This is a genomic window from Paenisporosarcina sp. P4_B8 (assembly GCF_056402175.1).
Genome location: NZ_JBFUHX010000003.1, coordinates 150,887 through 175,713, shown reverse-complemented (window position 1 = coordinate 175,713; position 24,827 = coordinate 150,887). Strand labels below are relative to the sequence as shown.

Genomic DNA, 24,827 nt, shown 5'->3' with positions numbered 1-24,827 from the left:
CTCTCCCTTACCACACATATTTAGTAGCTTTATTCTATCAACTTATAATATGTTGTGCCAGCGCATTTTCCACACTATTCGCAAAACTGTCGCCCGCTCCCCAATCAAATCTAAAAAACGGACTTTCAGAACTTCCGGATGCCACGGCATGCACTTTCGTTGCGTCACCGAAATTATCAATGGTTACCGTCATGGAAGAGCGATTACTCGTTCGCATGAAGAATTTTTCCAGAACAAATACCACAACTTGATGATCTCCAGAAACGCGTTCATAGTAATCTACTAGTTTACTAGTTTTCCCGAAATGCTTCCTCCGATCACCCCATTATGAATTTTGTTCATTGCCTCAACGGGACTGATATTTATATCGAATTCTCTTACACTCATTTCCAAATCCCCCTTTAACTTGTTATACGTTTACGGAGAATGAAAGGTTTCCATCCAATTTCAAAGAAAACCATAAAAAAGGAGATTCCCTTTTAAAGAGAATCTCCCGTCTGTATTATTCGAGTTCCAGCTGTTTCGTTTCTTTCCCCAGTAAAACAACTGCCAACACACCAATAACGATTGCGATACAGAAAATGCCGAACACCCAACCGATATCGTAGCCCCTTGTAATAAGTGTCCCTACCAATAATGGTCCTAAAATCCCGCCAATTCGTCCTACAGCAGCCGCCATACCGGTACCAGTTGCTCGAATAACAGTAGGATATTGTTCAGGTGTATACGCGTATAAAGCACCCCATGCACCTAAATTAAAGAACGACAAGAACGCGCCAGATACAATCAATAACATCGTAGTATCCGCATTCCCAAATACAAATGCGCTGGTAGCTGTGCCTAGTAAGTAAGTGACTAACACGAATTTACGACCTGCTTTTTCAATTAACCATGCTGCAGTAAAATAACCTGGTAATTGTGCAATAGTCATGATCAGCACGTACTCGAAACTTTTAATCAACGTAAAGCCTTTCATTACCATGACACTCGGCAACCATAGGAACATTCCGTAATATGAAAACACAACTGTAAACCATAAGATCCACAACATCAACGTTGGCCTTGCATAAGCTTTTGACCATACCGCTTTAATATTTTGAGCATATGTGCGCTCCCGAACTCGTTTTGCCGTAAATTGCGGAGAGTCCGGTAAGTTCAATCGTAGATAAATTGCATATATTGCTGGCAAAGCAGTAATGATTAAGGCAACTCTCCAGCCATGGACTGGAATAACGAAATAAGAAATAATTGCTGCAATCAGCCATCCAGCTGCCCAGAAACTCTCCAACAATACCACGACTCGACCACGTTCTTTTGCTTCCACACTTTCAGATACTAATGTAGATGCAACAGGCAGTTCCCCACCTAAACCCATTCCTACAAAAAATCTGAATATCAAAAAGATTGTAAGGGAAGCAGACAACGCGGACAATCCACTCGCCACTGAAAATAGAACAAGTGTCACGATAAAAATATTCTTCCGTCCAATCCGATCAGCGAATATCCCAAACACAAAGGCCCCCACTGCCATTCCGATGGAGTTTACACTTCCTATCCATCCCATTTGACCAGGAGTTAGAGCCCATTCATTCGCGAGTGCTACTATAACGAAAGATAAAATTCCTACGTCCATCGCATCGAACATCCACCCAAGACCGGCAATTCCCAATAATTTATTCCGGGAAATCGGTTTATTCTCTTTTTCTCTTATTGTCGTCATGCGAGCTCTCCTTGTCTTGACACTTGTCATCATCTATCTTTACACATCAGTATAGTTCTATAAACGCAATTCTACAACTCTGAAAATCTAAAAAATTTTAGCGCTTCTCTACATCTTTGAGTGTTCTATCGGTCTCAGTCTGACCTTTTGGCATTTACGTCATACAAAAAAGAGCAAAATGACCTTTGTCATTTCGCTCCTCATATCTGGGTTAATTGTATGAGATATGTTTCTTACTCGTAACTTCATTATAAAAAATCAGGTTAACCATGATAAAAATTTATACCTGGTCTTGTAATTCAATTAGTTTTTCGGCAAATACAGTCAGCCGATTTTCAACATCTTCTTTTGTGCCGTAACGGATAATTTGTTCTTCGTTCAAACCTTCAATAAACATTTGATTGTGGCTGACGGCGCAATTCAGGACTTGAATAATCTGTTCACCTCTCAATTTGCGGATTAAATCAGCGTTCTGTCCACAATAGCCCAGTTCAAAACCATTTGCTATCGATTGTAATGTTTCCCTACATTCATGAAAACGGTGTTTACCATACCGTTCTGTATGCGCAAGTTCCACAAATAATGTTTCATATAGGTTCATAAAGTTTGCTGCCATTACTTCACCTATATATAAGATAGGTAAAGGGTCAATGATCCGAAATTGTCCATTATCCACTAACCAGTTTTCTGGTGATGCATCTTGATTTGTTAGTACGGGTGAACCAATCTCTATTAAACGATTTTCACATATTCGTAGAATTGCCTCTTTAATTTCAGGTTTATTAAAGATTGGTCTCTTTGTTAATAAATCCATGTAGTCGTCTATTATTTCCTTGCTTTCAGCTGTAACGAATTCATGGAAATCGCCTAAAAAATGACCGTGCAGACCACTTTCTTCATTCCAATCAAAAAAACCAAACCCTTCGAGACCATGGTTTACTTGTTCCAGTTTACGATATAATTTTCCTAATTCGGATCCTAGTTTTTGGGAATCTTCTCTATTTAAGTCATGTAAATCCATATGACTTCCAGCAAAAGATTCTATCGTATACGTCAAATCTTCCGAAACATGATAAACAAACTTCTCTGGAGCTGCTCCAGGTACTACATTATTCACCCAACTATAGTATTTTTCCGTACCTCCATACTCTGCTAGTAACGCATTTGCATCGTAGGCAACTTCTTTTTTATATGCGATTTTCTTTGGAATCCGAAGAACCAACGATTTATGCTGCGGGGATGTTAATTTCCATGCTTGATGCCATGCTCCTTCACCTAAGTATGACACTTGTGAATTTACATACTGTGCATGTTTTATTGCTTTTTCCTGAATCATTATGTTAACTCCTTCAAATATTGACCGATTTTTAGCCAGTCCTCTGCCACTTGTTCTCTTAAAGATGATCTGTAATCTTACCTAATTCCACCAATTCATCTGTAATGGAAAACATGTCAATTCACCACTTTCAAAAAAAGTCCTCCGCCATTTTTTTGGCGCAAGACTCTATTTATTCTGGTTGGGCCACTCTTTTTGTCATGTGACGATTTCGCCACTCATACCAAATGACTACGAGAATGAAGAGTGAATAGCCACACATCCAACCTGCAAGCACATCCGTACCATAATGGTTGTTACCCGCAATGCGTGATAAACCAACAAGCAAAGTGAAGGTAACTGCACTAAGCCAGATTCCGATACGCCATTTAGTGGATGCTCGATTTTCAGTTAAAAAATATGCATATGTAAAAATGTACAGTAAGCCCACCATGGCATGATTGGATGGAAAACTGAAACTCGTTAATTGATGCGGAATATCAGGACGAGCCCGTTGCACCCATTCTTTAATTGCGAGATTTATAATATTTCCTCCACCAACGGCAAATAGAACAAACAACATTCCACGATAGTTTCGGCTTTTAAATGCGAGGTAGACAATCAAAAGAACGGCTGCTGAGACAATCCAGATTGGCTCCCCAAAGTAATGAAAGAATCTAATATATTCGTTTCCGATCAGTGCTTCTCCTATTGCTTCATCAAATTTAACCATTTCATCGTGAGTAAAACTGAAAAACAGCGTGATGAAGCCAATAAAGGTCACAACTGCCAAAGGATAAAACCATTTTTTCACAGCATTCACGCTCCTTATTAAAAGTTATTCTATCATATTCCTACAACTCCTTACCCAATAATTGGTTGGTGGTCTAAGTCTTTCGTTTGAAATTAAGCCTATTTCGTTTAATCATGGTTGAGAGTGGTAAAGTACTATTGTGTCAGAATAAACGATTTGAAAGGAGATTTTAAAATGAGTGTAACCTATAAAGAGTATTTAACAGATGATGAAGCGATTCGTGGTATTCAGGAGATTAAAGCTAAAGGCGTACATGAGGACGATATCTACGTACTTACTCATGAAAATCATCGTACAAATCAAGTAGCTGATATGGCAGATGCGAATACAATCGGTGTTGCGGAACAAGGGTTAGGTACATCCCTTGCGAATGTTTTCCGCAAAAAAGGTGACGAACTTCGTGCGCAATTCGAAGAGCTCGGTTTTAGTCAACTGGAAGCAGAACAATTAGAAGAAAAACTGGATGAACACAAAGTAGTTGTTGTAGTCAAAAACACACCAGCTGGATTTACTTATTAAAGTCCCAATAACTTTGCAGAAAATCTCTATACTTTTAAAATCTATATCAATAAAACAGCCTTCCCGAGAATCATATCTCGGAAAGGCTGTTTTTTTACATTTCTTTTGCGTTATCTAGTACTTCTTGAGGCACCACTATCTTTTTAACTCCATTGTAATTACTAAAAGTGGATTTCATATCTTGATACATGTTCATTTCTTCCCCGTCTACTGCCATTGTCATGTCCATCACTACATTTAATGCCGTTGTATTAAATGTTTTTTTATCGATATGGATTTCGTAGTCAGCTTTCTTGACATTTAATTCTTTCAGCATTTCTTGTTCATCCGCACCCAGCTCCGGCATAGTTTCTGCTAACTGTTTTTGGATCAATTCATTAAACTTTTCCCCAGACGCAGACAATTTCAAAACGTATTCTTTATCATCTTGATTGAATGTGAAGTCATCCATGAATATCTCTAAATCCTTCAGCTGTTGAGATGGATCAGCTTGTTTTTGTGAAATGGAAATCATTTGTTCGTACATATCTTTCGGCAACTTCGTCCATTGCTGTGACATGTTATCTTGTGTAAAGAATCCATCTGCAGTCATAAAACTTTCCATTTCGATTTCTTGTGGCTGTCCTGTTGACTCTTCACCTGGAATCGTCGTCGACGTAGTACCCTTTTGATGCATGCTCAAAGGATCGACAATCAAATCCATTGTCATTTTTGAAGATGTATCCATTGCTACATCTTGAGCGGGAACTTCAATTTTTTGAACCATATCAAGATCTGCACTAAGGCTTTCGATAGATTCTGATTGTGCTAATGACTTTTCAAATACTTGTTTAAGTGTTAAATCACTTGTGTTTTCTTCTGACGTTTTGGAAGTTGGAGTTGCTGATGTGTTACATGCAACTAAACTTAGCGCTAATGCACTAGTAGCCATAAGTGTCATCCACTTTTTCATGTTGTCGCCACCTTTACCTCAATTTTCTTTCTAACTATAATACGAGTGTATCGCGAAAAGGTTTCAATTGGAAATCTTTTTTGAGATGAAGGGAATTTTTACCTTTTGTTGAATATGTATTTTAAGGAGTGATTTCAATGAAGGATTTGGAAAAAGAATACCCGATTTTGAAAAAAGACCGACAATATCGCATGCAAAAACAGAATGAAAAAAGAGGAGTTCTTAAATTGCTGACTGTAATCTTAAACGTGATATTGAAAGTAATTATTAGATAATGGATTTGTTAACTTTTAATGCGAATTAGAGGGAATCGGCTCCCTTATCATACACAAAGGCTCTGCCTGCTATAATGAAAATTTCATAAAAAATCGAAAGAGTACATTTGCGCATAGCAAGCCGCAAGAAAGAATATGGTCAAAGGTAATTTGACCATATTCTTTGCGACGAGTAACCGCAGGAGCAGCACTTTTAATACCTGAGACCCACAAATATGTGGTTTTCATACTTGTTGGCTCATGCGGAACATGCGGCAAGCGCAAATGTACGATAAATAAGTACATCGTTTAACTTCCACCACTCTTCAATCCATACAAAAAAAGCCTACCGATAAATATCGGTAGGCTTTAAAATGTGCATTAACGTACGCCACGCATAAACTTCTCGATCATTGGTGAAGAAATATATAACACTAAACCGATTATCAATGCAACAGCCCCGATGACACCGAAATAGACGATTTCAGTTTCAGGATTGTAGAATTTCACGACTTGCGCATTGATTGCTTGAGCAGCAGCACTCGTTAAGAACCATAAGCTCATTGTTTGTGCAGCGAATGCTGCTGGCGCAAGCTTCGTAGTTGCTGATATTCCGACTGGAGAAAGAAGTAATTCCCCAAGTACTACTAAGAAGAAACTTAATACTAGCCACCATGGACTAACCAAAGTTTCAGTTCCATTCATGTAAGCAGGGATAATCATCACTAAGAATGACATACTCGCAAAGAATAAACCAAGGGCAAATTTCTTAGGTGTTGACGGTTGTTTAACACCAAGACGTACCCATAACCATGCAAATATTGGTGCAAACCCAATAACGAATAATGGATTTAACGATTGGAACCAAGCTGGGTTAATTTCCCACGAACCAATCGCTAAGTTAGTTCGCTCATCTGCATATTGAGCTAGGATGATTGACCCTTGCTCTTGAATTGCCCAGAATACCATCGCCGAGATGAATAATGGAATGTACGCAAGAACACGAGATTTTTCATCTGCGTTCGTTTTTGAACTACGATACATTACGATAAAGAAAATCGTAGGAATGACGATACCCAAGATTGAAACGATCATCGTAAAGACATCGATTGTCATGATACCTTTTTCAATCAAGATATAACCAATAATCAAGATGGCAACTAATGCAATCGCAATACGCGTGAATACAGTTTTACGCTCACCTTTAGTCATTGGATTCGGAACATGAGATCCTGCAAGTCCAAGGAATTTCTTTTTCGTAGCAACGAATACAACTAATCCAAGGAACATACCGATTGATGCAAGTCCAAATCCTAAATGGAAGTTATATTCCATTCCGATAGTACCTACAATTAATGGCGCAATGAATGCACCCATGTTAATACCCATGTAGAAGATACTGAATCCAGAGTCACGACGAACGTCGTTTTCCGCATACAAATCTCCCACGATGCTAGAGATATTAGGTTTCAATAAACCTGTACCAATAATGATTAAGCCCATTGAAATGAATAGTGTCGTGATTCCGCCAGGTAATGCCAAGACTGCATGTCCTAACATGATGGCTACTCCACCGTAGAATACGGTTTTGGTTGTACCGAATAGACGGTCAGCAATCCAGCCCCCGATAATCCCCGACATGTATACGAGTGATCCATATACCGCCATAATCGAGTTCGCTGTCGATCTGTCCAAACCAAGTCCACCTTGGTTTAGTTCATAGTACATATAGTAGAGCAGGATTGCGCGCATTCCGTAGTAGGAGAAACGCTCCCAAAACTCTGTAAAGAATAAGCTTAATAAGCCTTTTGGATGTCCAAAGAATCCTTTTTGAGGAACCGACTGGACGATTTCTTGTTTTGTCGCCATTCTTTTCCCTACTTTCTTTTTAATAATTACACATACGTTTTTGTAAATGAATGTGCAAAATATACTGATAATAAAGGTCCGATTGATTTATCAGTAAAAGACAACTTATACATTTTAACGTCCCCTCTTTAAATTGTCAAAAAACATTCGGAACTTGAAATACTTTGATTTCCTTCGAGTTCTGAAGTTTTCTATCGTGTTTAGGACCATTTTCCGTTATAATTGCCAGTATTAAAAATACCAAGGAGAACTTATATGATTAGGAAATTCTTTTCTTATTATCGCCCCCATAAACGACTATTTATCATCGACTTCACCAGTGCCATAATCGTGGCTATATTAGAGCTTGCATTTCCATTGGCAGTCCAGTGGTTCATTGACCAATTATTGCCTACCGGCGAATGGGGTACGATTGTAACCGTAAGTGTCCTCCTGCTGGCCGTTTATTTACTCAGTACCTTACTGAATTTTATCGTCAGTTATTTAGGCCACAAGCTTGGAATCAATATTGAAACGGACATGCGTGAACAACTGTTTACCCATGTACAACGCCAATCCTTTCGCTTTTTTGATAATACCAAAACAGGACATGTAATGAGTCGTATCACAAATGATTTATTCGATATTGGCGAACTGGCCCATCATGGACCGGAAGATTTCTTTATCGCTATCATGACGTTTTTCGGTGCATTTTTCATTATGTACAACATCAATCCTGAGCTTGCAATCATCGCTATTATTATGATTCCATTCTTGATTGTTTTGGTTACATTCAGCAATATCAAAATGAATCAGGCATGGAAGAACATGTACATCAAAATTGCCGATGTAAATGGTCGTGTTGAAGACAGTGTTTCAGGTGTTAGGGTGGTTCAATCTTTCACAAATGAAGAATTTGAAATCAACAGATTCAAACATGATAATGGGCAATTTAGACTAGCTAAACTTGTCGCTTACAAAGTAATGGCTGGAACACATTCCAGCATTTACATGATGACGCGTCTAATGACTTTGGTCGTATTGGTCGTAGGTGCATGGTTCACATTCAATGGAAAATTATCATATGGAGAACTTGTCAGCTTTGTCCTCTTTATAAATGTACTAATTAAACCTGTGGATAAAATCAGTGCATTGCTTGAGCTTTATCCAAAAGGAATGGCCGGCTTCAGACGTTTCCTGGATTTAATCGAACAGGAACCGGAAATTAATGATCGTCCAAATGCAAAACATATGAATCATTTGCAAGGCAATATTTCCTTTAATCATGTTCATTTCAACTACGATCAACATCAACAAGTACTATCAGATATCAACCTAACAGTTAAAGCTGGAGAAACCGTGGCATTTGTCGGTCCTTCTGGGGCAGGTAAAACGACGATTTGTTCATTGATCCCCCGTTTTTACGATGTCACGGAAGGTTCCATTACAATCGATGGACTTGATATTCGTGATATGAGTAAGCAATCATTGCGATCACAAATTGGAATCGTACAACAGGATGTGTTTCTGTTTACTGGGACGGTCCGAGAAAACATTGCCTATGGAAAAAAAGATGCCTCAGAGGAAGAAATAATGGAGGCAGCAAAGAAAGCCCATTTACAAGAATTCATTTCCGAGTTGCCAGATGGTTACGAGACCCAAATCGGGGAACGAGGCTTGAAACTATCAGGTGGCCAAAAACAACGTTTAGCCATCGCTCGTATGTTCCTGAAAAACCCACCGATTCTCATATTAGACGAAGCAACTTCGGCACTTGATACGGAGACGGAAAAAATTATCCAGGCAGCTTTAAGTGAACTGGCTGAAAATCGCACAACGCTTATTATTGCTCACCGCTTTGCAACTATACGTGATGCAGATCGTGTACTAGTCGTAACGAAAGAAGGTATTGCCGAAGAAGGTTCGTATACGGAATTAGTAGAAGCAGATGGTCTATTTGCAAGATTACACAATATCCAATATCAATAAGTAGAAATATTTACGTTTATTTTGAATATAAGCAAAAACGCATTCCCGGGAAATTGGGAATGCGTTTTTTTACTTATCCAGTACAAAATCATGGTACCGTTCATAATCTGCTTGTTTTAGTTCAACTTTCAATAACGTACCCTCTTCTTCATACTCAGACCCTTGAACAGAGGCTTGTTCGTTTAAATAGGACACCACGTCTCCGCGGTCATATGGAATGAGCATTCGGCACATCTTGTAGTCCGCAAAAATATGCGTGCGAATCAGTTCAATCAATTCATCCAGTCCTGCATTTTCTTTGGCAGAAATCCAGATGTTATTTCCACTCACATGTGGATAATTCACACCTGCTAAGTCGGACTTGTTGTATACCTCAACCGTCTGAACATTTTCAACTCCAACCGCTTGCAATGTTTCATTTGTAACATCCATCATGTATCGATACTCATCATTGGACACATCGACTACGTGAAGGAGCAAATCAGCTTCTCGCGCTTCTTCCAAAGTAGAACGGAATGCTTTTACTAAGTGTGTTGGCAACTTGCTGACAAATCCTACTGTATCAGTAAGTAAAAACTCTTTTTGATCAGGTAAACGAATTTGACGGACTGACGTTTCAAGTGTTGCAAATAACATATCTTTTTCAAAAACTTGTTTGTCATCGATTTGCCCTGTTTTTGCAAGTAGGCGATTCATGATCGTTGATTTCCCGGCATTCGTATAGCCCACAATTGATACTACAGGGATTTCATTTTTCTTCCGTTGTTTTCTTTGCGTTTCGCGTTGGTCTTTTACATGATCTAAGTCACGACGAAGTTTCGCAATCTGGTCTTCGATTTTCCGACGGTCGAGTTCAAGTTTTGTTTCCCCGGCACCACGGTTTTTAAAGCCCCCACCAGTTCCGCCTCCTTGACGACCGAGTGATGCCCGCAATCCAACTAAACGTGGAAGCATATATTGAAGCTGCGCTAACTCTACCTGCATTTGTGCTTCTTTAGATTTAGCACGTCGAGCAAAAATATCCAAAATCAACATGGTGCGGTCAATAACTTTACATTCCAATGCGGCTTCCAAGTTACGGATTTGTGATGGTGATAACTCGTCATTGAAAATGACAAGATTAGCATCCGCTTCATCAAAGAAGGCTTTGATTTCATCGATTTTCCCTTTTCCAACATAGTGCGCCGGATTTACTCGATCCAAGTTTTGCGTCACTTCTCCAACCACTTCTACATTTAATGCTTCTGCTAAGTTGTGTAATTCTTCTAAGCCATATTCAAAATGTTCATCTTTGTTTAAATTGACGCCAACGACAATGGCACGTTCCATTAATTCTTCCATTTGTGAATTCCTCCTCAATATCCTACCGAGAGAAAATCGAAATAATCCTTTTTTTGCCAGTAATAGTAGACAGAAAAAGAGAGCATACGAGGCGCTCTCTTTTTCTGAAAAGTATATTGGTTTTCAAAATGGATAGACCTATCCCGATTAACCTGCACAGTAGCAGTTCTTTGCATTATTTAGTTTCATCGCAAAGTGTTCCATCGGAATTTGTAGTCAATCATTTGGAAAACCTCCGTTCCTTAAAGTACTTATATCGTATCATACTCAATTAAATAGATACAACTTCTTACAATTGTCGGAAGCCACCTGTGTTTGCTTTCACTGTAACTTCTGCAAACTTCTTCACGTCCGACTCTTTCGTCAGAAGCGTTCCGATCCATCCACCAATAAATCCAAGTGGTACTGATACAAGTGCCGGGTTCGTCAATGGGAAAATCGGGTTTCCTGTAATGATGGCTACACCTTCAACCGGGTTCATTACACTTGGACTAATGGAAACAAGTACTAAAGCAGAAATTAGTCCTGTTGCCATGGCGGAAATTGCACCTGCTGTATTGAATTTTTTCCAGTAAATCGTATAGACGATAACTGGTAAGTTGGCACTGGCAGCAATACAAAAGGCGAGCGACACAAGAAATGCCACATTCAAGCTTTGAGCGAACAATGCCAAAATGATGGAGAATACAGCCACACCCAATGAAGCGAACCGAGCAGCCATCATCTGTTGTCTGTCTGTAGCTTTACCTTTTTTAATGATTTGCCCATAAATATCATGTGCAAATGCGGAGGCACCTGATAATACAAGCCCTGCAACCACTGCTAAAATCGTCGCAAATGCAACTGCCGAGACAAAGGACATCAGGAAATCTCCACCTAATTCTTGAGCTAAAAGAGGAGCGGCCATATTTCCTGCAGGATTGGTTGACACGATGAGATCTTGTCCAACAAACGCAGCTGCACCAAATCCTAAGAAGATGGTCATGACATAGAAAATACCGACAATCCAAGTTGCCCACATAACCGAACTGCGTGCCGTTTTTGCGTCACGCACTGTAAAGAAGCGCATTAGGATATGAGGCAATCCCGCTGTTCCAAATACAAGCGCAATCATCAGGGATAGCGTATCCAGCGGCATTTTGTATTTAACTCCCGGATTCAAATAATCTGCTCCATGAGGAGTTGCGGTTTTCATTGACGTAAACATTTCAAAAATATTGAAATGGAATTCCTTCAATACAAGGAACGAAATTATGATAGTACCGGCCATGAGCAGAACCGCTTTAATAATCTGTACCCAACTTGTGGCTGTCATACCTCCAAATAAAACATAGACAGTCATCATGACCCCCACGAGTAACACAGCAATCCAATACGGTATATCAAAAAGCAATTGAATTAGTGCCCCTGCTCCAACCAACTGGGCAATCATATAGAAAATAACGATGGTAATGGAACTGATTGCCGCACCGGCACGAACTTTCTTCGCGTTAAATCTCGAATTGATCATATCGGCAAGCGTATACTTTCCAAGATTGCGCAACGGTTCTGCAACGATAAACAGAACCACTAAATAAGCCACCAAGTAACCTATGGAGAACAGGAACCCGTCAAAACCGTATAAAGCGATTGCCCCGGCTATTCCTAAAAAGGATGCTGCGGATAGGTAATCTCCTGCAATCGCAAGACCGTTCTGCCAACCTGACAAACCTCCACCAGCTGTATAAAATTCACTTGTTGTATTTGTTTTCTTAGCTGCGAAGTATGTAACCACCAGCGTCATCCCCACGATAATTAAAAATAAGATAACTACGATCGGATTCATTGGTTATCCTCCTCCTCGTAATTAAATTCCTTTAGTGTTTCATTAGCCATTCGGTCAAATTCAGCCGATTTTTTCATGTAAACGGTTACAAGAGTCCACGTCATGATGAATAATCCAAGAGCATATATCCAACTCCATGAAATATCACCAACAAACGAGGCATTTAAAACATCAGAATACGAAATAATAATAGGAAATAAAATATAAAGGCCTAAAAATAATAGTGTACTAGGAATCAGAAATGCTTTTTTCTTTTTTAAGAGATTTCGAAAACCGGGAGACTCTTCAATTTTTTCAAAATCGGGTAATGATTTGCGCTTAATTTTTGTTGAATTTCGCTTTGATGCTACTACCAATTGAAACACCCCTTTTCTTTGTTTTAATTTTCAGAATACAATTAAAATTAAAACAATATCAGAATAGAATGTCAATCTATTTCATTCGGATTTCGAAGAGTACGAGAGATTGAGATTACAGAAAAAAACACATGCACTGAAAGCATGTGTTTCGGAAGAAATATTAATTAATTTCTACATGCGAGAGACGCTCTTTCTCTTGAGTGCTTTTCAGGAAAACTAAACCGGTGTTAACTAAAATTATTGTGTCATTTGACGGTTCAATCCCCAGAAGACTTCCCCACTTTTCCACTTGGTTTTGGGGATGTTTTACCAAGAATTCACATCGTGAAATTTGCAACTGTTCATTGTAATCTTTCAGCGTCCCATCTTCCCTCAAACTTTGCATACGCTCTTCAAAAGATTCATTCCACTCGATAAAAAATGGAAGGGGCAATTCATCCGAAACGGTCTGTTCAATAAAAAGCATTCTCCATTTCCGTATAAACCCAGTAGATGTCTCACGTTCAGCATTCAATACGCCAGATGTGGTCCATCCTTCATTTTTCAACCTTCTATTGAGTGCTTCTATATTTTCAGTACGGAAACAAATCGTTCCCCATCCTTCACCATTCTCTAAATCGTGCAGTAGCAGTTTTGTAAGAGGGTGATTCGCCTGTTTGGCAATGTCCATCTGTTCCACTGACAAATATTCTATGTAACTATTTCTTGTATAGGTTAAGGCATTTACTGTTCCCCAATTTTTGTGTCGTCCACCAATTGATGTACCTTCGTGATTTCGGACATTCTCTTCCGGGGTTTGCTTACTAAAAAATACTACATGATCCAGTTCAATCATTTTCTAAACTACCCCTTTCTTGATGTGTTCTTACATCAAAGTTCCCCCAATGTACTCTTGTAAATACCGTATTTCAATATGTCGATGATTGCATCCATTTCAGACAGGATTTTCTCCGTTTCATTCATTAGATTATCAATCTTTCCGGCATATTCATTTATAATGCGCTGGGAGAATCCTTCAAAAACTGTTCTGATCAAAAGTTTCGCCTGATTCAATTCGACACCCTCACGAATGGTATGTGGGGTTAACAGTTGATAAATATAGTCGTCATTTAAAGCGAGCATCGGTTTCGACTTTTCTTTAAATAGTTGTTCCAATTCATTGATGAGTTCTTTTGGGGGAGTAATAAATGCCTGCATCAACAATTTGTTTTCGATTGGGCATAATACCGCTACGTTCATCTTCATTTTTACAAAGTACTTCAATTGTTCAAAGAAATCAACAGAGTCTTGAGGTTGCCATTCTTTCTCAAAAGCTTTCATCAAAACATCAATGGAATCATTGATAATGGTGAAATACAAGTTCTTCTTGGAATTGAAATGGTGGAAGATAAGTGCTTTCGATACATCGGCAGTTTCTGCAATTAAATTCGCAGAGGTCTGGTAATATCCAAGTGTGGCAAACAACTCTTTAGAAACCTGGAATATTCGTTCATTTTTATCATTATCCATTAAATAACCAAGTCCTTTTTCAAATACTTCATAATAGCTGCCGTTACAGATATAACCATTATCAGAACCATTACAATTATATAGACGGGCTTAATGGACGCCTGTTGAATAATGTAGCCTGAATTCACATATTCAAACGGGGTTATCCATTTCAACTTGGAAAGTTTATCGGAAATATTAGCGACAATACTAACAAAGTAGCTGAATAAAACGAGGGCCAGAGAAATGGACGTCACAAGTCGCTGCTTACGGAAAAATGCGGATATTCCAAAAGCAAGCGCAGCAAATGTCAAATGCAATAATAATGGTGCCAATGAAATCAGCGAAAATGTCACCATATCAATCTGGTCGTCACCGGCAACCCGGAATCCCATATAGTTGATTACAGAAAGTACAACGTTAAAGACCACAAGAACCAATGCCACCGCCACGGCTTTTTGAACGACCACTTGGACTCTTGAAATCGGCTTTGATAATAAAAATTCAATCGTACGGTCACTTTCTTCTTTTACTAACATACCCCCAGCTAACATTGCTGCATAGATACTGCCAAAAAGTGTAACGAATAAATACCCTTCAATGGCGTAGAAACCGAGTGCACTATCGAAGCCTAGTTGCTCAATATTAAATGCTTTAAGCATTGCCTCAGGATATAGTTTCATCAATTCCTGGAGTTGCTCTTTATTTTCTGCAAATTGAGGGTAGATGCTCATGATTAAAAAAGTCATGCCTCCAAGCGCCAATATCCAAATCCATAACGCTTTTTGTGCCCGTTTCCATTCTCTTTTAAAGAGCATTATTCTCACCCGTTTCTTTTTCGTAATAATGAATGAAAATCTCTTCTAGTGAAGGTTCTTCGATCGTTACATCATCAAAAGGAATCTGAACCAACTGTTGCAATAAATCTCGAGTGTGGCCATTATAGATAAAATCGTAGCTATTATCTGTCAGATGTTCCTGCAGGACACCCTCCAAATGTACCTTTTGCTCCCATTTATTTTGAAAATGAAGGTGTACTTTTTTGAATTGCTTCGCATGCAAGTCTTCCATACTTTCAATTTTAATCAGTCGTCCCTCTTTAATGATGGCCACACGGTTGCATAGTTTCTGGACTTCACTTAAATAATGGGATGAAAAGAAAATAGTCGTTCCTTTTTGTTGAAGCTCTTTTAATAAATCAAAGAATATCGATTGCATAAGTGGATCCAAACCTGCAGTCGGTTCATCTAAAATCAACACTTGGGGTTCATGCATCAGCGCTTGAATAATACCCACTTTTTTCTTGTTACCAAATGACAAATCCTCGATTTTCCTGGTCGTATCGAGTTGAAGACGCTGAGCCAATTCCTGTGCATGTTTTGTTGAATTACCTGGGTAGAAGCCTGCAGAAAAACGAAACAATTCACTTACTTTCATATCATCATAATAATGGACTTCCGAAGGCAAATAGCCAATATGTTGGCGAATATCTTTCGCTTCTTTCACAACATCTTTTCCCAAGATTTTTGCAGTACCATTCGTTGGATATAAAAAGTTAAGTAACGTACGAATCGTTGTACTCTTTCCTGCTCCATTTGGTCCAATGAATCCAAAAATTTCTCCTTGGGCAACTTGAAATGTAACATCGTCTATCCCTCGTGATTTTCCATAACGTTTTGTTAATTGATTCAATTCAATTGCATTCATGAATGTAACCTCCCTTGTAATCAGAATATTACTACAAATATAACCTCCACTGACCAACCGGTCAATAGGGCGTAAAAAAATCCCACAACATATGTTGTGGGATTGTGATTTATTTATCTTGTTTCAATAGTACAAGTGTTTCATCAAACTCACGTTCAATTTCTTCATTCTTACGGTACGTGATCAAACTTACAATAACAGCTACGATTAAACATAGGATAAATCCTGGAACAATTTCATAAATTAAGCCTTTAAGGGTTTCATTATTCCCCCAAATAACCACTGTAGTTGCTCCAACGACCATACCTGCTAATGCGCCCCAAGTAGTAAGCTTTCTCCAGAATAGTGATAGCAAAATTACAGGACCGAAAGCAGCACCAAAACCAGCCCAAGCATATGCAACTAAATCTAGGATAGTCGTGTTTTGTTCCCATGCAATAAACATAGCAACCACTGATACAAACAGTACTGCAAGACGTCCCAGCATCACAAAATGCTTATCTGAACCATCTTTGTTAATAACAGCTTTGTACAAATCTTCAATCAAGGCTGAAGAAGTAACGATTAATTGAGAAGAAATCGTGCTCATAACTGCAGCAAGTACAGCTGCCAACATAATACCTGCGATAAATGGATGGAAAATAACTTGTCCTAATGCAATAAAGACAGCCTCAGGGTCACCCAATGTTTCACCAGCATTTTGCTGATAGTAAGCGATTCCAATTAAACCTGTCGCAATGGCTCCAGCCAAACTTAATGCCATCCAACCAATCCCGATACGACGTGCTTGTTTTGTTTCTTTTACAGAACTGATTGCCATAAAGCGAACAATGATATGTGGCTGGCCAAAGTAGCCAAGACCCCAAGCAATAGCAGAAATTACACCTAATCCAGTTGCTCCTTCAAGCAAGCTCAAGCGTGATGGATCAACAGAACGAATGCTTTCTGCTGCGCCGTCGAAGCCGCCCACCATAAATAATCCGATAGTAGGTACCAAAATCAACGCCAAGAACATAATTAGTCCCTGTACAACGTCTGTGTAACTTACTGCAAGGAATCCACCAAACAGTGTATAGGCTATAACTACTGCCGATACAATCAAAAGACCTGTATGATAGTCTAAACCGAATGACTCGTCAAAGAAGACGCCACCCGCTACCATTCCCGATGATACATAGAACGTAAAGAATATCAAAATGATGATACCAGAAACGACACGCAATAAACGTGAAGTATCTTTCAAGCGGTTTTCCAAGAAACTTGGAATTGTAATGGAATCATTCGAAACTTGTGAATAAACACGTAAACGTGGTGCAACTAGCAACCAGTTTAAATAAGCTCCTACTGTTAAACCAACAGCTATCCAAGCTTCTACTAAACCTGTTGCATAGATTGCTCCTGGTAAACCCATCAATAACCAACCTGACATGTCTGCTGCTCCAGCACTTAACGCTGTAACCGCGGGACCTAAAGAACGTCCACCTAACATGTAATCCGTTAAGTTAGCAGTTTTTCGGTAAGAATAATAACCGATATAAAGCATTACAGCCATATAGATAATTATAGCAATTAATTGATATACATAATCAGACATACTTTTTCCTCCTTTGAGATCGTTATGAGTATTTCAAAACTCATCATAACATGCAACTTGCAGAAGAACGAGAATATTTTTTTAGTAAGAATTGTCACTAAACATAGAATTACCAACGTTTTACAGCGTTTTTTGTATTTCCCAGGAAATATGTCTTATTACACGCTAATACTTTTCTCTTTCGACATTTCACGCAAGAGATACTTTTGAATTTTGCCAGAAGCGGTCATTGGATACGATTCCGTAAACTCAATATAACGCGGAATTTTATGATGCGAAATTTTCCCTTTGCAATACGAACGTATTTCTTCGGCATCAATCGTTTCCCCATCTTTAGCAATAATCCAAGCCATTAATTCTTCACCGTATTTCGGATCTGGCACTCCCACCACTTGTACGTCCTGAACACTTGGATGTTGATATAAAAACTCCTCAATTTCACGAGGGTAAATATTTTCCCCACCACGAATCACCATATCTTTGATCCGACCTGTAATTTCTAGATAGCCTTCATCGTCTAAAATGGCAATATCTCCTGTGTGAAGCCAACCTTCTTCGTCGATTGCTTCACGTGTCGCTTCTTCATTTTTGTAATAACCTTTCATCACAAGATATCCCCGAGCACATAATTCACCAGGCACTCCTGCAGGCAATTCTTCATTGGTTACAGGATCTATAATTTTCACTTCCACGTGAGGATGAGGTTTTCCAACTGTTTTTACACGTTTTTCAATCGCATCATCCGCTTTCGTTTGTGAAATGACAGGCGAACATTCAGTAAGTCCATAACAAATGGTTATTTCGCTTGCCCCCATATCATCAATTACTTTTTTCATTACTTCAATCGGACAAGGTGAACCCGCCATAATGCCTGTTCGCAATGAGGATGTATCAAATTGTTTATATTCTGGATGATTCAACTCAGCAATAAACATCGTGGGAACACCGTGAAGACCTGTACACTTTTCATCCTGTACAGCCTGCAGTACACGTTTTGCATCAAATTGCTCTACCAGTACCATCGTAGTCCCATGTGTGACAGCCGCAAGCGTTCCCAAAACACAGCCGAAACAATGAAAAAATGGCACTGGAATACATAAGCGGTCTTCTGGTGTTAACTTCATATAATCCCCAATAATTTGGCCATTATTCACAATGTTCATATGTGTCAGCATGACACCTTTTGGAAACCCGGTTGTGCCTGAAGTATATTGAATATTGATAACATCTTCCGAGTCCAATGAAGTCAGTCGGTCTTCCAGTTCCATATCGGTGATGTTTGCTGCATGCGCTTCGAACTCACTCCAAGAATAAATTCCGGGATATTCATTTTCACTCATGACGATGACTCGTTTGAAGTGAGGCAACCTAGCACAGTGAATATCCCCTTTAATAGATGACTTCAATTCTGGACAAACTGCATTGATAATCTCTATGTAAGAAGTTCCTTTAAATTCTTCACCTAAAATAAGTGTGGTGGAATCGGATTGATTCAATAAATATTCGAGTTCCTTTTCCTGATAATTGGTATTGACTGTCACAAGAACGGCTCCCATTTTTCCAGTAGCGTATTGGCTCAATAACCACTCTCTCTTGTTATCTGACCAAATGGCGACATGTTCACCTTTAGCAATGCCCATCCCCATGAAAGCCTTTGCCAAACGGTCCGTCTCTTCATCAAATTCTTTATATGTTTTGCGTAATTGCTTTTCTGGATATACGTACGCTTCCGTAGCGGGATAACGTTTCGCCATTTCCCGAACTACTTCCCCCACCGTTTGATGTTTCAACATGTTGTTGCTTCCCCCTTTGTGATGTCTTGCTTATTATGTTATCACAAAATTCAGACGAATTGTAAATGCAAAATCCATCTTTATCCACCTGCCTCAAGTGCTTGATGATTTTATCAAAACCAGTATATTGTGCTACTATAAAAAAGATAAGTAGTCGCTTTATATTCTTCGGGGCAAGGTGAAATTCCTTACCGGCGGTGAACAAATGTAGATTTGTAAGTCCGTGACCCGGTGCTTGAAAAAGTAGCGGTGGAGTTGGTGCGAATCCAACACCGACAGTATAGTCTGGATGGGAGAAGAGTATAGAGAGGTTTATTTGTCATGCTCGCGCGTCGCTTCTTTTCGATTTTGAAATTCGAAAGGAGGAGCTTGTATCATTCAACAATATTTGAATTCGTTTAAACTTCGCATGCAGTCCAGCTTATCAATTCCGTGCTTGAAGAGCACTCGATCAGAAGGTACTGATTCCAACTTCCATGCGGCTAGAATTCCAAAAGCACTTGTCATTATGGATAAGCTTCTTAAAGCTACCCTATTTGAAGTATGTGCAGAAAAATTCACACAAGAAGCGAAGCAACATACACGAGTATATTTTCATTCCGATACAAATTATCCATCTGATACATTCAAATCAACTGATGCTAAAAACGAGCTTCGATCCCCGAAATTACGCGAGAACTTTCTTTTGACGCGTGATCGTTTAAAAGCGCTTTTGAATTTCGTCAATTGGATTCATCATCATATCCCTTTCCCCACCACCTACCTGCCCCTTGGTGGAAAAAATTCTAATCCTTGTTACTAAAAGCTATACAAAATATGTCTCTACAGGCGTATAACATTGGCACCACTAATTGAATAATGGATAACAAATAAGGCTTTGATGTTCGCATCAATTCTCTTTTCAGTAGGAGGTTGATTACTTGTTCACAGGAATCATTGAAGAAATTGGCACTGTCACTTCCATCAAACGTAAATCACATGCGCTCGAATTGTCCATTCGTGCAAAAGTGGTACTAGAAGATGTGAAAAGAGGAGATAGTATCGCCGTAAATGGTGTGTGTTTGACGGTTTCATCTTTTACACATGATACGTTTGTTGTGGATGTTATTCCAGAAACCTTTAACTCGACCACCTTAGCCAACTTATCGTCAAACGGTCGCGTCAATCTGGAACGTGCCATGTCAGCAGTTGGACGGTTTGGTGGTCATTTTGTCAGTGGGCACGTGGATGGCATCGGTGTCATTCGCTCGATAAAAAAAGAATCCAATGCCATTACAAAGAAGATTGAATTGGATTCCAGCCTCATGAAATACATGATGCGTAAAGGCTCCGTAGCAATAGACGGAACTTCACTTACTATTTTTGATGTAGAACGAACTTCAATCACCATTTCCTTAATTCCAACAACGCAATATGATTCATTGATTGGTGAAAAAGGCATTGGTGAAAAAGTGAATATTGAATGTGACATGCTCGCAAAATATACCGAACGTATACTTACATCTAAAACTGGCATATCAAAAGAATGGCTACAAGATAAAGGATTTTAAAGGAGGTTTCTTATGTTTTATACAGTAGAAGAAGCAGTTGAAGCATTATCCAAAGGACAAGCCATCATTGTCGTTGATGACGAAGATCGTGAAAATGAAGGAGACTTTGTTGCGCTTGCGGAATTTGCAACCCCTCAAATCATAAATTTAATGGCTTCTGAAGGCAAAGGTCTTATTTGCGTACCAGTGGCAGAAGAAATTGCACGTCAACTGGACATCGGGTTAATGACGGATCATAATACAGACCCTTACAGTACGGCTTTTACAATCAGTGTCGATCATATCGACACGACGACAGGTATCAGCGCATTCGAACGCTCTCACACCATTCTGCAAATGATTAACAATCAATCGACTGCAACCGATTTTAAACGACCAGGTCACGTCTTTCCCTTGATTGCGAAAAAAGGTGGCGTCCTTAAGCGTGCCGGACATACAGAAGCAGCGGTTGATTTAGCCTTGCTTGCAGGGACAGCACCTGCGGGTGTGATTTGTGAAATTATGAATGAAGATGGCACAATGGCCAGACTTGATGACTTAGTTATCATAGGAAAACGATTAAATATCGGCATTTTAACGATCGCTGATTTGATTGCTTACAAACAAAAGCATGAAAAGCTGATTACCCGCGAAGTAGAAACTATTTTACCAACTGAATACGGTGATTTCCAGGTGTTTGGATATACCGAAACATTGACAGGTAAAGAGCATATTGCCCTTGTAAAAGGCCCGGTCTCTGAAGATACACCCATTTTGACCCGTGTACACTCTGAATGTTTGACGGGGGATGTCTTCGCTTCTCGCAAATGTGATTGCGGATCACAACTCCATGCCTCACTCAAACAAATTGAAGCAGCAGGCTCCGGCATATTATTATATATGAGACAAGAAGGCCGTGGCATCGGATTAATCAACAAATTAAAAGCATATGCACTGCAGGACGAAGGATTAGATACTGTCGAAGCCAATCAAAAACTTGGTTTTGCAGATGATTTAAGAGAGTATGGAATTGGTGCCCAAATTTTACGTGACCTTGGCGTTCGTAAAATGAAGCTCATGACAAACAATCCTAGAAAAATTTCGGGAATAGATGGATACGGCTTGGAAGTAACCGAGCGTGTGGCAATCGAGATCCCATCTCATACAGACAATGAAGGCTATATGAAAACCAAAAAATCAAAACTCGGGCATTTTCTGAGTTTATAGAGGAGCTTATATATGACAACACATTTAGAAGGATATTTAGTCGGGTCCGATTTAAAAATTGGCATCGTCGTTGGACGTTTCAATGAATTTATTACGAGTAAACTATTGGGGGGCGCTGAAGACGCACTGAAGCGTCATGGTGTGGATGAAGCAAATGTAACGATTGCCTGGGTTCCCGGTGCTTTTGAAATTCCACTGGTCGCAAAACAAATGGCGGCTTCCAAAAAATACGATGCAGTCATCACGCTTGGTACTGTGATACGCGGCTCTACCCCACACTTCGATTTTGTTTGCAACGAAGCAGCTAAAGGCGTGGCCAACGCTGGATATCAACACAATATTCCTGTCATCTTCGGTGTTCTAACGACAGATACAATCGAACAGGCAATTGAACGCGCTGGAACGAAAGCCGGAAATAAAGGTTGGGAATCTGCAACAGCCGCTATCGAAATGGCAAATTTGATGAAAAAATTAAGTTAATCAATTACCTCGAAGCTCTTTGCTTCGGGGTTTTATTGTATAATTTTACAAATGATTAAAGGGGTGTTCACGAAATGAAGACGCTATACCTCGTCCGACATTGTTCTGCAACCGGACAAGCTGCGGAAGCCGAATTATCCGATACAGGATTTGAACAAGCTCAAAAGTTGGCTGCATTTTTTAGTGGAATTTCGATTGAAAATATCATTTCAAGTCCATTTATAAGGGCTCAACATTCAATTGAACCGACAGCCAAAGCAAAAAATCTACCGCTTACTATTGATGCTCGCTTGGCAGAACGCACGTTAAGCACGTCTGATTTACCTAATTGGCTCGAGCTTTTAGAGAAGACATTTCTTGACCTCGATTTGAAGCTGGTGGGTGGCGAATCTAGTCGCGAAGCTACCACTCGTGCTATTGAAGTCATTGAAGAGGCGCAAAACAATACCGTACTCGTTACACACGGTAATTTAATGAGTCTCATTTTGAAACACTTTGATGATTCCATTGGTTTTGAGGAGTGGAAATCACTTCGTAATCCAGATGTATATACTCTTATCATTGATAATAATAAGAGTAGCATTAAGCAATTATGGAAAGATTGATGAAGCCCCTCCTGTTCACTTCAAGTGGATTGGGAGAGGCTTTCCTTTTTGCGGATTTTTGGTTTTTGTCCATTCGATTTGGAATTTCGGCCATTATCATCACAATGAAGAGTTCACTCAATTATCTCCCCTTTTCCCGACTGGAAGAAAAGTAATCCTGACGAATGTGATAAACTATCGTTAATAAACATGAAGAGAAGGCGGTCTGTATGGAATATCAACAAATGCTCGATCAATTAAGTGATTTGATTCATCAAAAACAGCTGATTGCTGCGACGATTAGCCAACCCCGTGCCAAATCCGAAGAAGTAAAACGAGTGAAGCTCAAGCCACTTGAATTAAAGGGCATTTATCATATTCAGTTTGAATACCAGTATGAACGTGTATTAAAGCATGAAAACCTAGAACTTGATGCAGCAAATGAAAAGCTGCATGTCTTACTCCAGCAATACAGACAAGTGCAAGCTGATTTTCAGGAAGAAAAAGTGCATATTCAGCTTTCCAAAAAGTTTAAAGTATTGTGGAAGTCGGAACAGATTGCTTCGAAAAAAGTGGTCAACCTTTCTCATAACCGAAAGAAAAATTATTTACTGGACGAAGATACATCCTACCCGTTTCTGGTACGTCTAGGTGTTCAGACGCCTGATGGCAAAGTCAAAAAGCAAAAGCATGATAAGTTCCGACAAATCAATCGTTTTGTCGAATTTATCGACGATGCACTGGACCACCTTCCGAAAGATCGACCGGTACGGATTTTAGATTTTGGGTCTGGGAAATCCTATTTAACTTTTGCTCTATATCACTATTTAAGAATTGAAAAAGGTCTCGAAATTCGTGTTACCGGTCTGGATTTGAAAAAGGAAGTAATTGAAGATTGTCAGCAAATCGCGGATGATTTGAACTATGATCACCTTGAATTCCTGGTTGGGGATATCAATGACTATAATGAGGAAACATCGGTGGATATGGTCGTAACACTTCATGCTTGTGATGTGGCAACGGATATGGCGCTTGCCCGTGCTGTAAAATGGGGGGCAAAAGTGATTCTGAGTGTGCCATGTTGTCAGCATGAACTGAACACTCAACTGAACAGCCCCGCTCTAGAAGTTATGCTTCAGCATGGACTTGTAAAAGAACGGTTTGCCGCTCTAGCTACTGATTCGATTCGGGCGGAGTTGCTGAAACTTGTCGGCTACGATGCGCAATTACTCGAATTTATCGATATGGAAAATACACCTAAAAACATTCTGATTCGAGCTTATTTCAATGGAAATAAATCGACATCAGAGGAACAGCAAAAATATCGTGAATTTGTAGATTTCCTGCAAGCAAAACCGTTTCTTGAGAATGAACTGAAAGATTATCTATAAATCGACATACAAAAAGGCATTGTTTTAACAGACAATGCCTTTTTCTTTATTTCCAAATAACCAGAACTAATGGTCCGTTAGAAGTTAATGTATAAAAT

Annotated in this window: 22 protein-coding genes, 1 pseudogene and 1 riboswitch; of the genes and pseudogenes, 8 read left to right on the top strand and 15 right to left on the bottom strand. The window is 39.4% G+C overall.

The window, feature by feature from the left end:
- Window positions 1-37: 37 nt before the first annotated feature.
- The 4 genes and pseudogenes from AC1DSK_RS04655 to AC1DSK_RS04640 form a co-directional block, all read right to left on the bottom strand.
- Window positions 38-283 (bottom strand): annotated as a pseudogene (locus AC1DSK_RS04655) (DUF6054 family protein); the annotation flags it as partial.
- A 219-nt stretch (window positions 284-502) separates the two neighbouring features.
- Window positions 503-1,720 (bottom strand): MFS transporter, encoded by a 1,218-nt coding sequence (locus tag AC1DSK_RS04650; protein WP_477546821.1) that lies wholly within the window; start codon window positions 1,718-1,720, stop codon window positions 503-505.
- A 280-nt stretch (window positions 1,721-2,000) separates the two neighbouring features.
- Window positions 2,001-3,056, bottom strand: coding sequence for a hypothetical protein (locus tag AC1DSK_RS04645; protein WP_477546820.1), 1,056 nt, complete (start codon window positions 3,054-3,056; stop codon window positions 2,001-2,003).
- A 172-nt stretch (window positions 3,057-3,228) separates the two neighbouring features.
- The gene (locus tag AC1DSK_RS04640; protein ID WP_477546819.1) at window positions 3,229-3,849 is read right to left on the bottom strand and encodes a phosphatase PAP2 family protein; all 621 of its coding nucleotides are present in this window, start codon (window positions 3,847-3,849) and stop codon (window positions 3,229-3,231) included.
- A 174-nt stretch (window positions 3,850-4,023) separates the two neighbouring features.
- Here AC1DSK_RS04640 and AC1DSK_RS04635 point away from each other — a divergent pair, with 174 nt between their 5' ends.
- Window positions 4,024-4,368: a YflT domain-containing protein gene (locus tag AC1DSK_RS04635; protein ID WP_477546818.1), complete on the top strand. Its 345-nt coding sequence runs from the start codon at window positions 4,024-4,026 to the stop codon at window positions 4,366-4,368.
- A gap of 94 nt (window positions 4,369-4,462) precedes the next feature.
- Here the strand turns inward: AC1DSK_RS04635 and AC1DSK_RS04630 are convergent, their stop codons facing one another.
- A complete protein-coding gene (locus tag AC1DSK_RS04630; RefSeq protein ID WP_477546817.1) occupies window positions 4,463-5,320 on the bottom strand; it encodes a DUF6612 family protein in 858 nt (285 codons plus the stop codon).
- Window positions 5,321-5,457: 137 nt separating this feature from the next.
- On the opposite strand from AC1DSK_RS04630, the gene AC1DSK_RS04625 reads away from it, so the two are divergent.
- The gene (locus tag AC1DSK_RS04625) at window positions 5,458-5,595 is read left to right on the top strand and encodes a hypothetical protein (protein WP_477546816.1); all 138 of its coding nucleotides are present in this window, start codon (window positions 5,458-5,460) and stop codon (window positions 5,593-5,595) included.
- 360 nt (window positions 5,596-5,955) lie between these two features.
- Here the strand turns inward: AC1DSK_RS04625 and AC1DSK_RS04620 are convergent, their stop codons facing one another.
- Window positions 5,956-7,443 carry a peptide MFS transporter gene (locus AC1DSK_RS04620; protein WP_477546815.1) on the bottom strand — a complete coding sequence of 496 codons (1,488 nt, stop codon included), beginning with the start codon at window positions 7,441-7,443 and terminating at the stop codon, window positions 5,956-5,958.
- 255 nt (window positions 7,444-7,698) lie between these two features.
- Between AC1DSK_RS04620 and AC1DSK_RS04615 the strand changes: the two genes are divergently transcribed.
- Complete coding sequence (locus AC1DSK_RS04615; protein WP_477546814.1) at window positions 7,699-9,411, top strand: ABC transporter ATP-binding protein; 1,713 nt, start codon at window positions 7,699-7,701, stop codon at window positions 9,409-9,411.
- Window positions 9,412-9,480: 69 nt separating this feature from the next.
- On the opposite strand, the gene hflX is transcribed toward AC1DSK_RS04615, so the two are convergent.
- The 9 genes from hflX to AC1DSK_RS04570 form a co-directional block, all read right to left on the bottom strand.
- Window positions 9,481-10,752 carry a GTPase HflX gene (hflX, locus tag AC1DSK_RS04610; RefSeq protein WP_477546813.1) on the bottom strand — a complete coding sequence of 424 codons (1,272 nt, stop codon included), beginning with the start codon at window positions 10,750-10,752 and terminating at the stop codon, window positions 9,481-9,483.
- Between the two features lie 289 nt (window positions 10,753-11,041).
- Complete coding sequence (locus AC1DSK_RS04605; protein WP_477546812.1) at window positions 11,042-12,577, bottom strand: solute symporter family protein; 1,536 nt, start codon at window positions 12,575-12,577, stop codon at window positions 11,042-11,044.
- Window positions 12,574-12,942 (bottom strand): DUF485 domain-containing protein, encoded by a 369-nt coding sequence (locus tag AC1DSK_RS04600; protein WP_477546811.1) that lies wholly within the window; start codon window positions 12,940-12,942, stop codon window positions 12,574-12,576. Before AC1DSK_RS04600 ends, AC1DSK_RS04605 begins: the two co-directional genes overlap by 4 nt.
- Before the next feature lie 154 nt (window positions 12,943-13,096).
- Window positions 13,097-13,771 (bottom strand): VOC family protein, encoded by a 675-nt coding sequence (locus tag AC1DSK_RS04595; protein WP_477546810.1) that lies wholly within the window; start codon window positions 13,769-13,771, stop codon window positions 13,097-13,099.
- 35 nt (window positions 13,772-13,806) lie between these two features.
- The gene (locus tag AC1DSK_RS04590; RefSeq protein ID WP_477546809.1) at window positions 13,807-14,445 is read right to left on the bottom strand and encodes a TetR/AcrR family transcriptional regulator; all 639 of its coding nucleotides are present in this window, start codon (window positions 14,443-14,445) and stop codon (window positions 13,807-13,809) included.
- The gene (locus tag AC1DSK_RS04585) at window positions 14,445-15,242 is read right to left on the bottom strand and encodes an ABC transporter permease subunit (protein ID WP_477546808.1); all 798 of its coding nucleotides are present in this window, start codon (window positions 15,240-15,242) and stop codon (window positions 14,445-14,447) included. The genes AC1DSK_RS04590 and AC1DSK_RS04585 overlap by 1 nt, the downstream gene beginning before the upstream one ends.
- Window positions 15,232-16,131 carry an ABC transporter ATP-binding protein gene (locus AC1DSK_RS04580; RefSeq protein ID WP_477546807.1) on the bottom strand — a complete coding sequence of 300 codons (900 nt, stop codon included), beginning with the start codon at window positions 16,129-16,131 and terminating at the stop codon, window positions 15,232-15,234. Before AC1DSK_RS04580 ends, AC1DSK_RS04585 begins: the two co-directional genes overlap by 11 nt.
- Before the next feature lie 109 nt (window positions 16,132-16,240).
- Window positions 16,241-17,725 (bottom strand): sodium/proline symporter PutP, encoded by a 1,485-nt coding sequence (gene putP / locus AC1DSK_RS04575; protein ID WP_477530906.1) that lies wholly within the window; start codon window positions 17,723-17,725, stop codon window positions 16,241-16,243.
- Between the two features lie 158 nt (window positions 17,726-17,883).
- On the bottom strand, window positions 17,884-19,518 hold the full coding sequence (locus AC1DSK_RS04570) for an AMP-binding protein (RefSeq protein ID WP_477598086.1): 1,635 nt from the start codon (window positions 19,516-19,518) through the stop codon (window positions 17,884-17,886).
- A 160-nt stretch (window positions 19,519-19,678) separates the two neighbouring features.
- Window positions 19,679-19,823, top strand: a riboswitch (FMN riboswitch).
- A gap of 615 nt (window positions 19,824-20,438) precedes the next feature.
- On the opposite strand from AC1DSK_RS04570, the gene ribE reads away from it, so the two are divergent.
- The 5 genes from ribE to AC1DSK_RS04545 all read left to right on the top strand — a co-directional run bounded on the left by ribE (window position 20,439) and on the right by AC1DSK_RS04545 (window position 24,729).
- Window positions 20,439-21,068, top strand: a complete 630-nt coding sequence (gene ribE / locus AC1DSK_RS04565) for a riboflavin synthase (protein ID WP_477546804.1) — start codon at window positions 20,439-20,441, stop codon at window positions 21,066-21,068.
- A 12-nt stretch (window positions 21,069-21,080) separates the two neighbouring features.
- A complete protein-coding gene (locus AC1DSK_RS04560) occupies window positions 21,081-22,274 on the top strand; it encodes a bifunctional 3,4-dihydroxy-2-butanone-4-phosphate synthase/GTP cyclohydrolase II (RefSeq protein WP_477546803.1) in 1,194 nt (397 codons plus the stop codon).
- A 12-nt stretch (window positions 22,275-22,286) separates the two neighbouring features.
- Window positions 22,287-22,754: a 6,7-dimethyl-8-ribityllumazine synthase gene (gene ribH, locus AC1DSK_RS04555; protein ID WP_342542828.1), complete on the top strand. Its 468-nt coding sequence runs from the start codon at window positions 22,287-22,289 to the stop codon at window positions 22,752-22,754.
- Window positions 22,755-22,828: 74 nt separating this feature from the next.
- The gene (locus AC1DSK_RS04550) at window positions 22,829-23,359 is read left to right on the top strand and encodes a histidine phosphatase family protein (RefSeq protein ID WP_477546802.1); all 531 of its coding nucleotides are present in this window, start codon (window positions 22,829-22,831) and stop codon (window positions 23,357-23,359) included.
- 209 nt (window positions 23,360-23,568) lie between these two features.
- The gene (locus tag AC1DSK_RS04545) at window positions 23,569-24,729 is read left to right on the top strand and encodes a class I SAM-dependent methyltransferase (protein ID WP_477546801.1); all 1,161 of its coding nucleotides are present in this window, start codon (window positions 23,569-23,571) and stop codon (window positions 24,727-24,729) included.
- Window positions 24,730-24,827: the final 98 nt, after the last annotated feature.

Coding starts and splice junctions, on each gene's coding strand:
- AC1DSK_RS04630 (WP_477546817.1), bottom strand. CDS start 5,320: ATGAAAAAGTGGATGACACTTATGGCTACTAGTGCATTAGCGCTAAGT.
- AC1DSK_RS04560 (WP_477546803.1), top strand. CDS start 21,081: ATGTTTTATACAGTAGAAGAAGCAGTTGAAGCATTATCCAAAGGACAA.
- AC1DSK_RS04625 (WP_477546816.1), top strand. CDS start 5,458: ATGAAGGATTTGGAAAAAGAATACCCGATTTTGAAAAAAGACCGACAA.
- ribH (WP_342542828.1), top strand. CDS start 22,287: ATGACAACACATTTAGAAGGATATTTAGTCGGGTCCGATTTAAAAATT.
- AC1DSK_RS04590 (WP_477546809.1), bottom strand. CDS start 14,445: ATGGATAATGATAAAAATGAACGAATATTCCAGGTTTCTAAAGAGTTG.
- AC1DSK_RS04585 (WP_477546808.1), bottom strand. CDS start 15,242: ATGCTCTTTAAAAGAGAATGGAAACGGGCACAAAAAGCGTTATGGATT.
- AC1DSK_RS04645 (WP_477546820.1), bottom strand. CDS start 3,056: ATGATTCAGGAAAAAGCAATAAAACATGCACAGTATGTAAATTCACAA.
- AC1DSK_RS04615 (WP_477546814.1), top strand. CDS start 7,699: ATGATTAGGAAATTCTTTTCTTATTATCGCCCCCATAAACGACTATTT.
- AC1DSK_RS04595 (WP_477546810.1), bottom strand. CDS start 13,771: ATGATTGAACTGGATCATGTAGTATTTTTTAGTAAGCAAACCCCGGAA.
- hflX (WP_477546813.1), bottom strand. CDS start 10,752: ATGGAAGAATTAATGGAACGTGCCATTGTCGTTGGCGTCAATTTAAAC.
- putP (WP_477530906.1), bottom strand. CDS start 17,725: ATGTCTGATTATGTATATCAATTAATTGCTATAATTATCTATATGGCT.
- AC1DSK_RS04550 (WP_477546802.1), top strand. CDS start 22,829: ATGAAGACGCTATACCTCGTCCGACATTGTTCTGCAACCGGACAAGCT.
- AC1DSK_RS04570 (WP_477598086.1), bottom strand. CDS start 19,518: ATGTTGAAACATCAAACGGTGGGGGAAGTAGTTCGGGAAATGGCGAAA.
- AC1DSK_RS04580 (WP_477546807.1), bottom strand. CDS start 16,131: ATGAATGCAATTGAATTGAATCAATTAACAAAACGTTATGGAAAATCA.
- AC1DSK_RS04605 (WP_477546812.1), bottom strand. CDS start 12,577: ATGAATCCGATCGTAGTTATCTTATTTTTAATTATCGTGGGGATGACG.
- AC1DSK_RS04650 (WP_477546821.1), bottom strand. CDS start 1,720: ATGACGACAATAAGAGAAAAAGAGAATAAACCGATTTCCCGGAATAAA.
- AC1DSK_RS04545 (WP_477546801.1), top strand. CDS start 23,569: ATGGAATATCAACAAATGCTCGATCAATTAAGTGATTTGATTCATCAA.
- AC1DSK_RS04620 (WP_477546815.1), bottom strand. CDS start 7,443: ATGGCGACAAAACAAGAAATCGTCCAGTCGGTTCCTCAAAAAGGATTC.
- AC1DSK_RS04635 (WP_477546818.1), top strand. CDS start 4,024: ATGAGTGTAACCTATAAAGAGTATTTAACAGATGATGAAGCGATTCGT.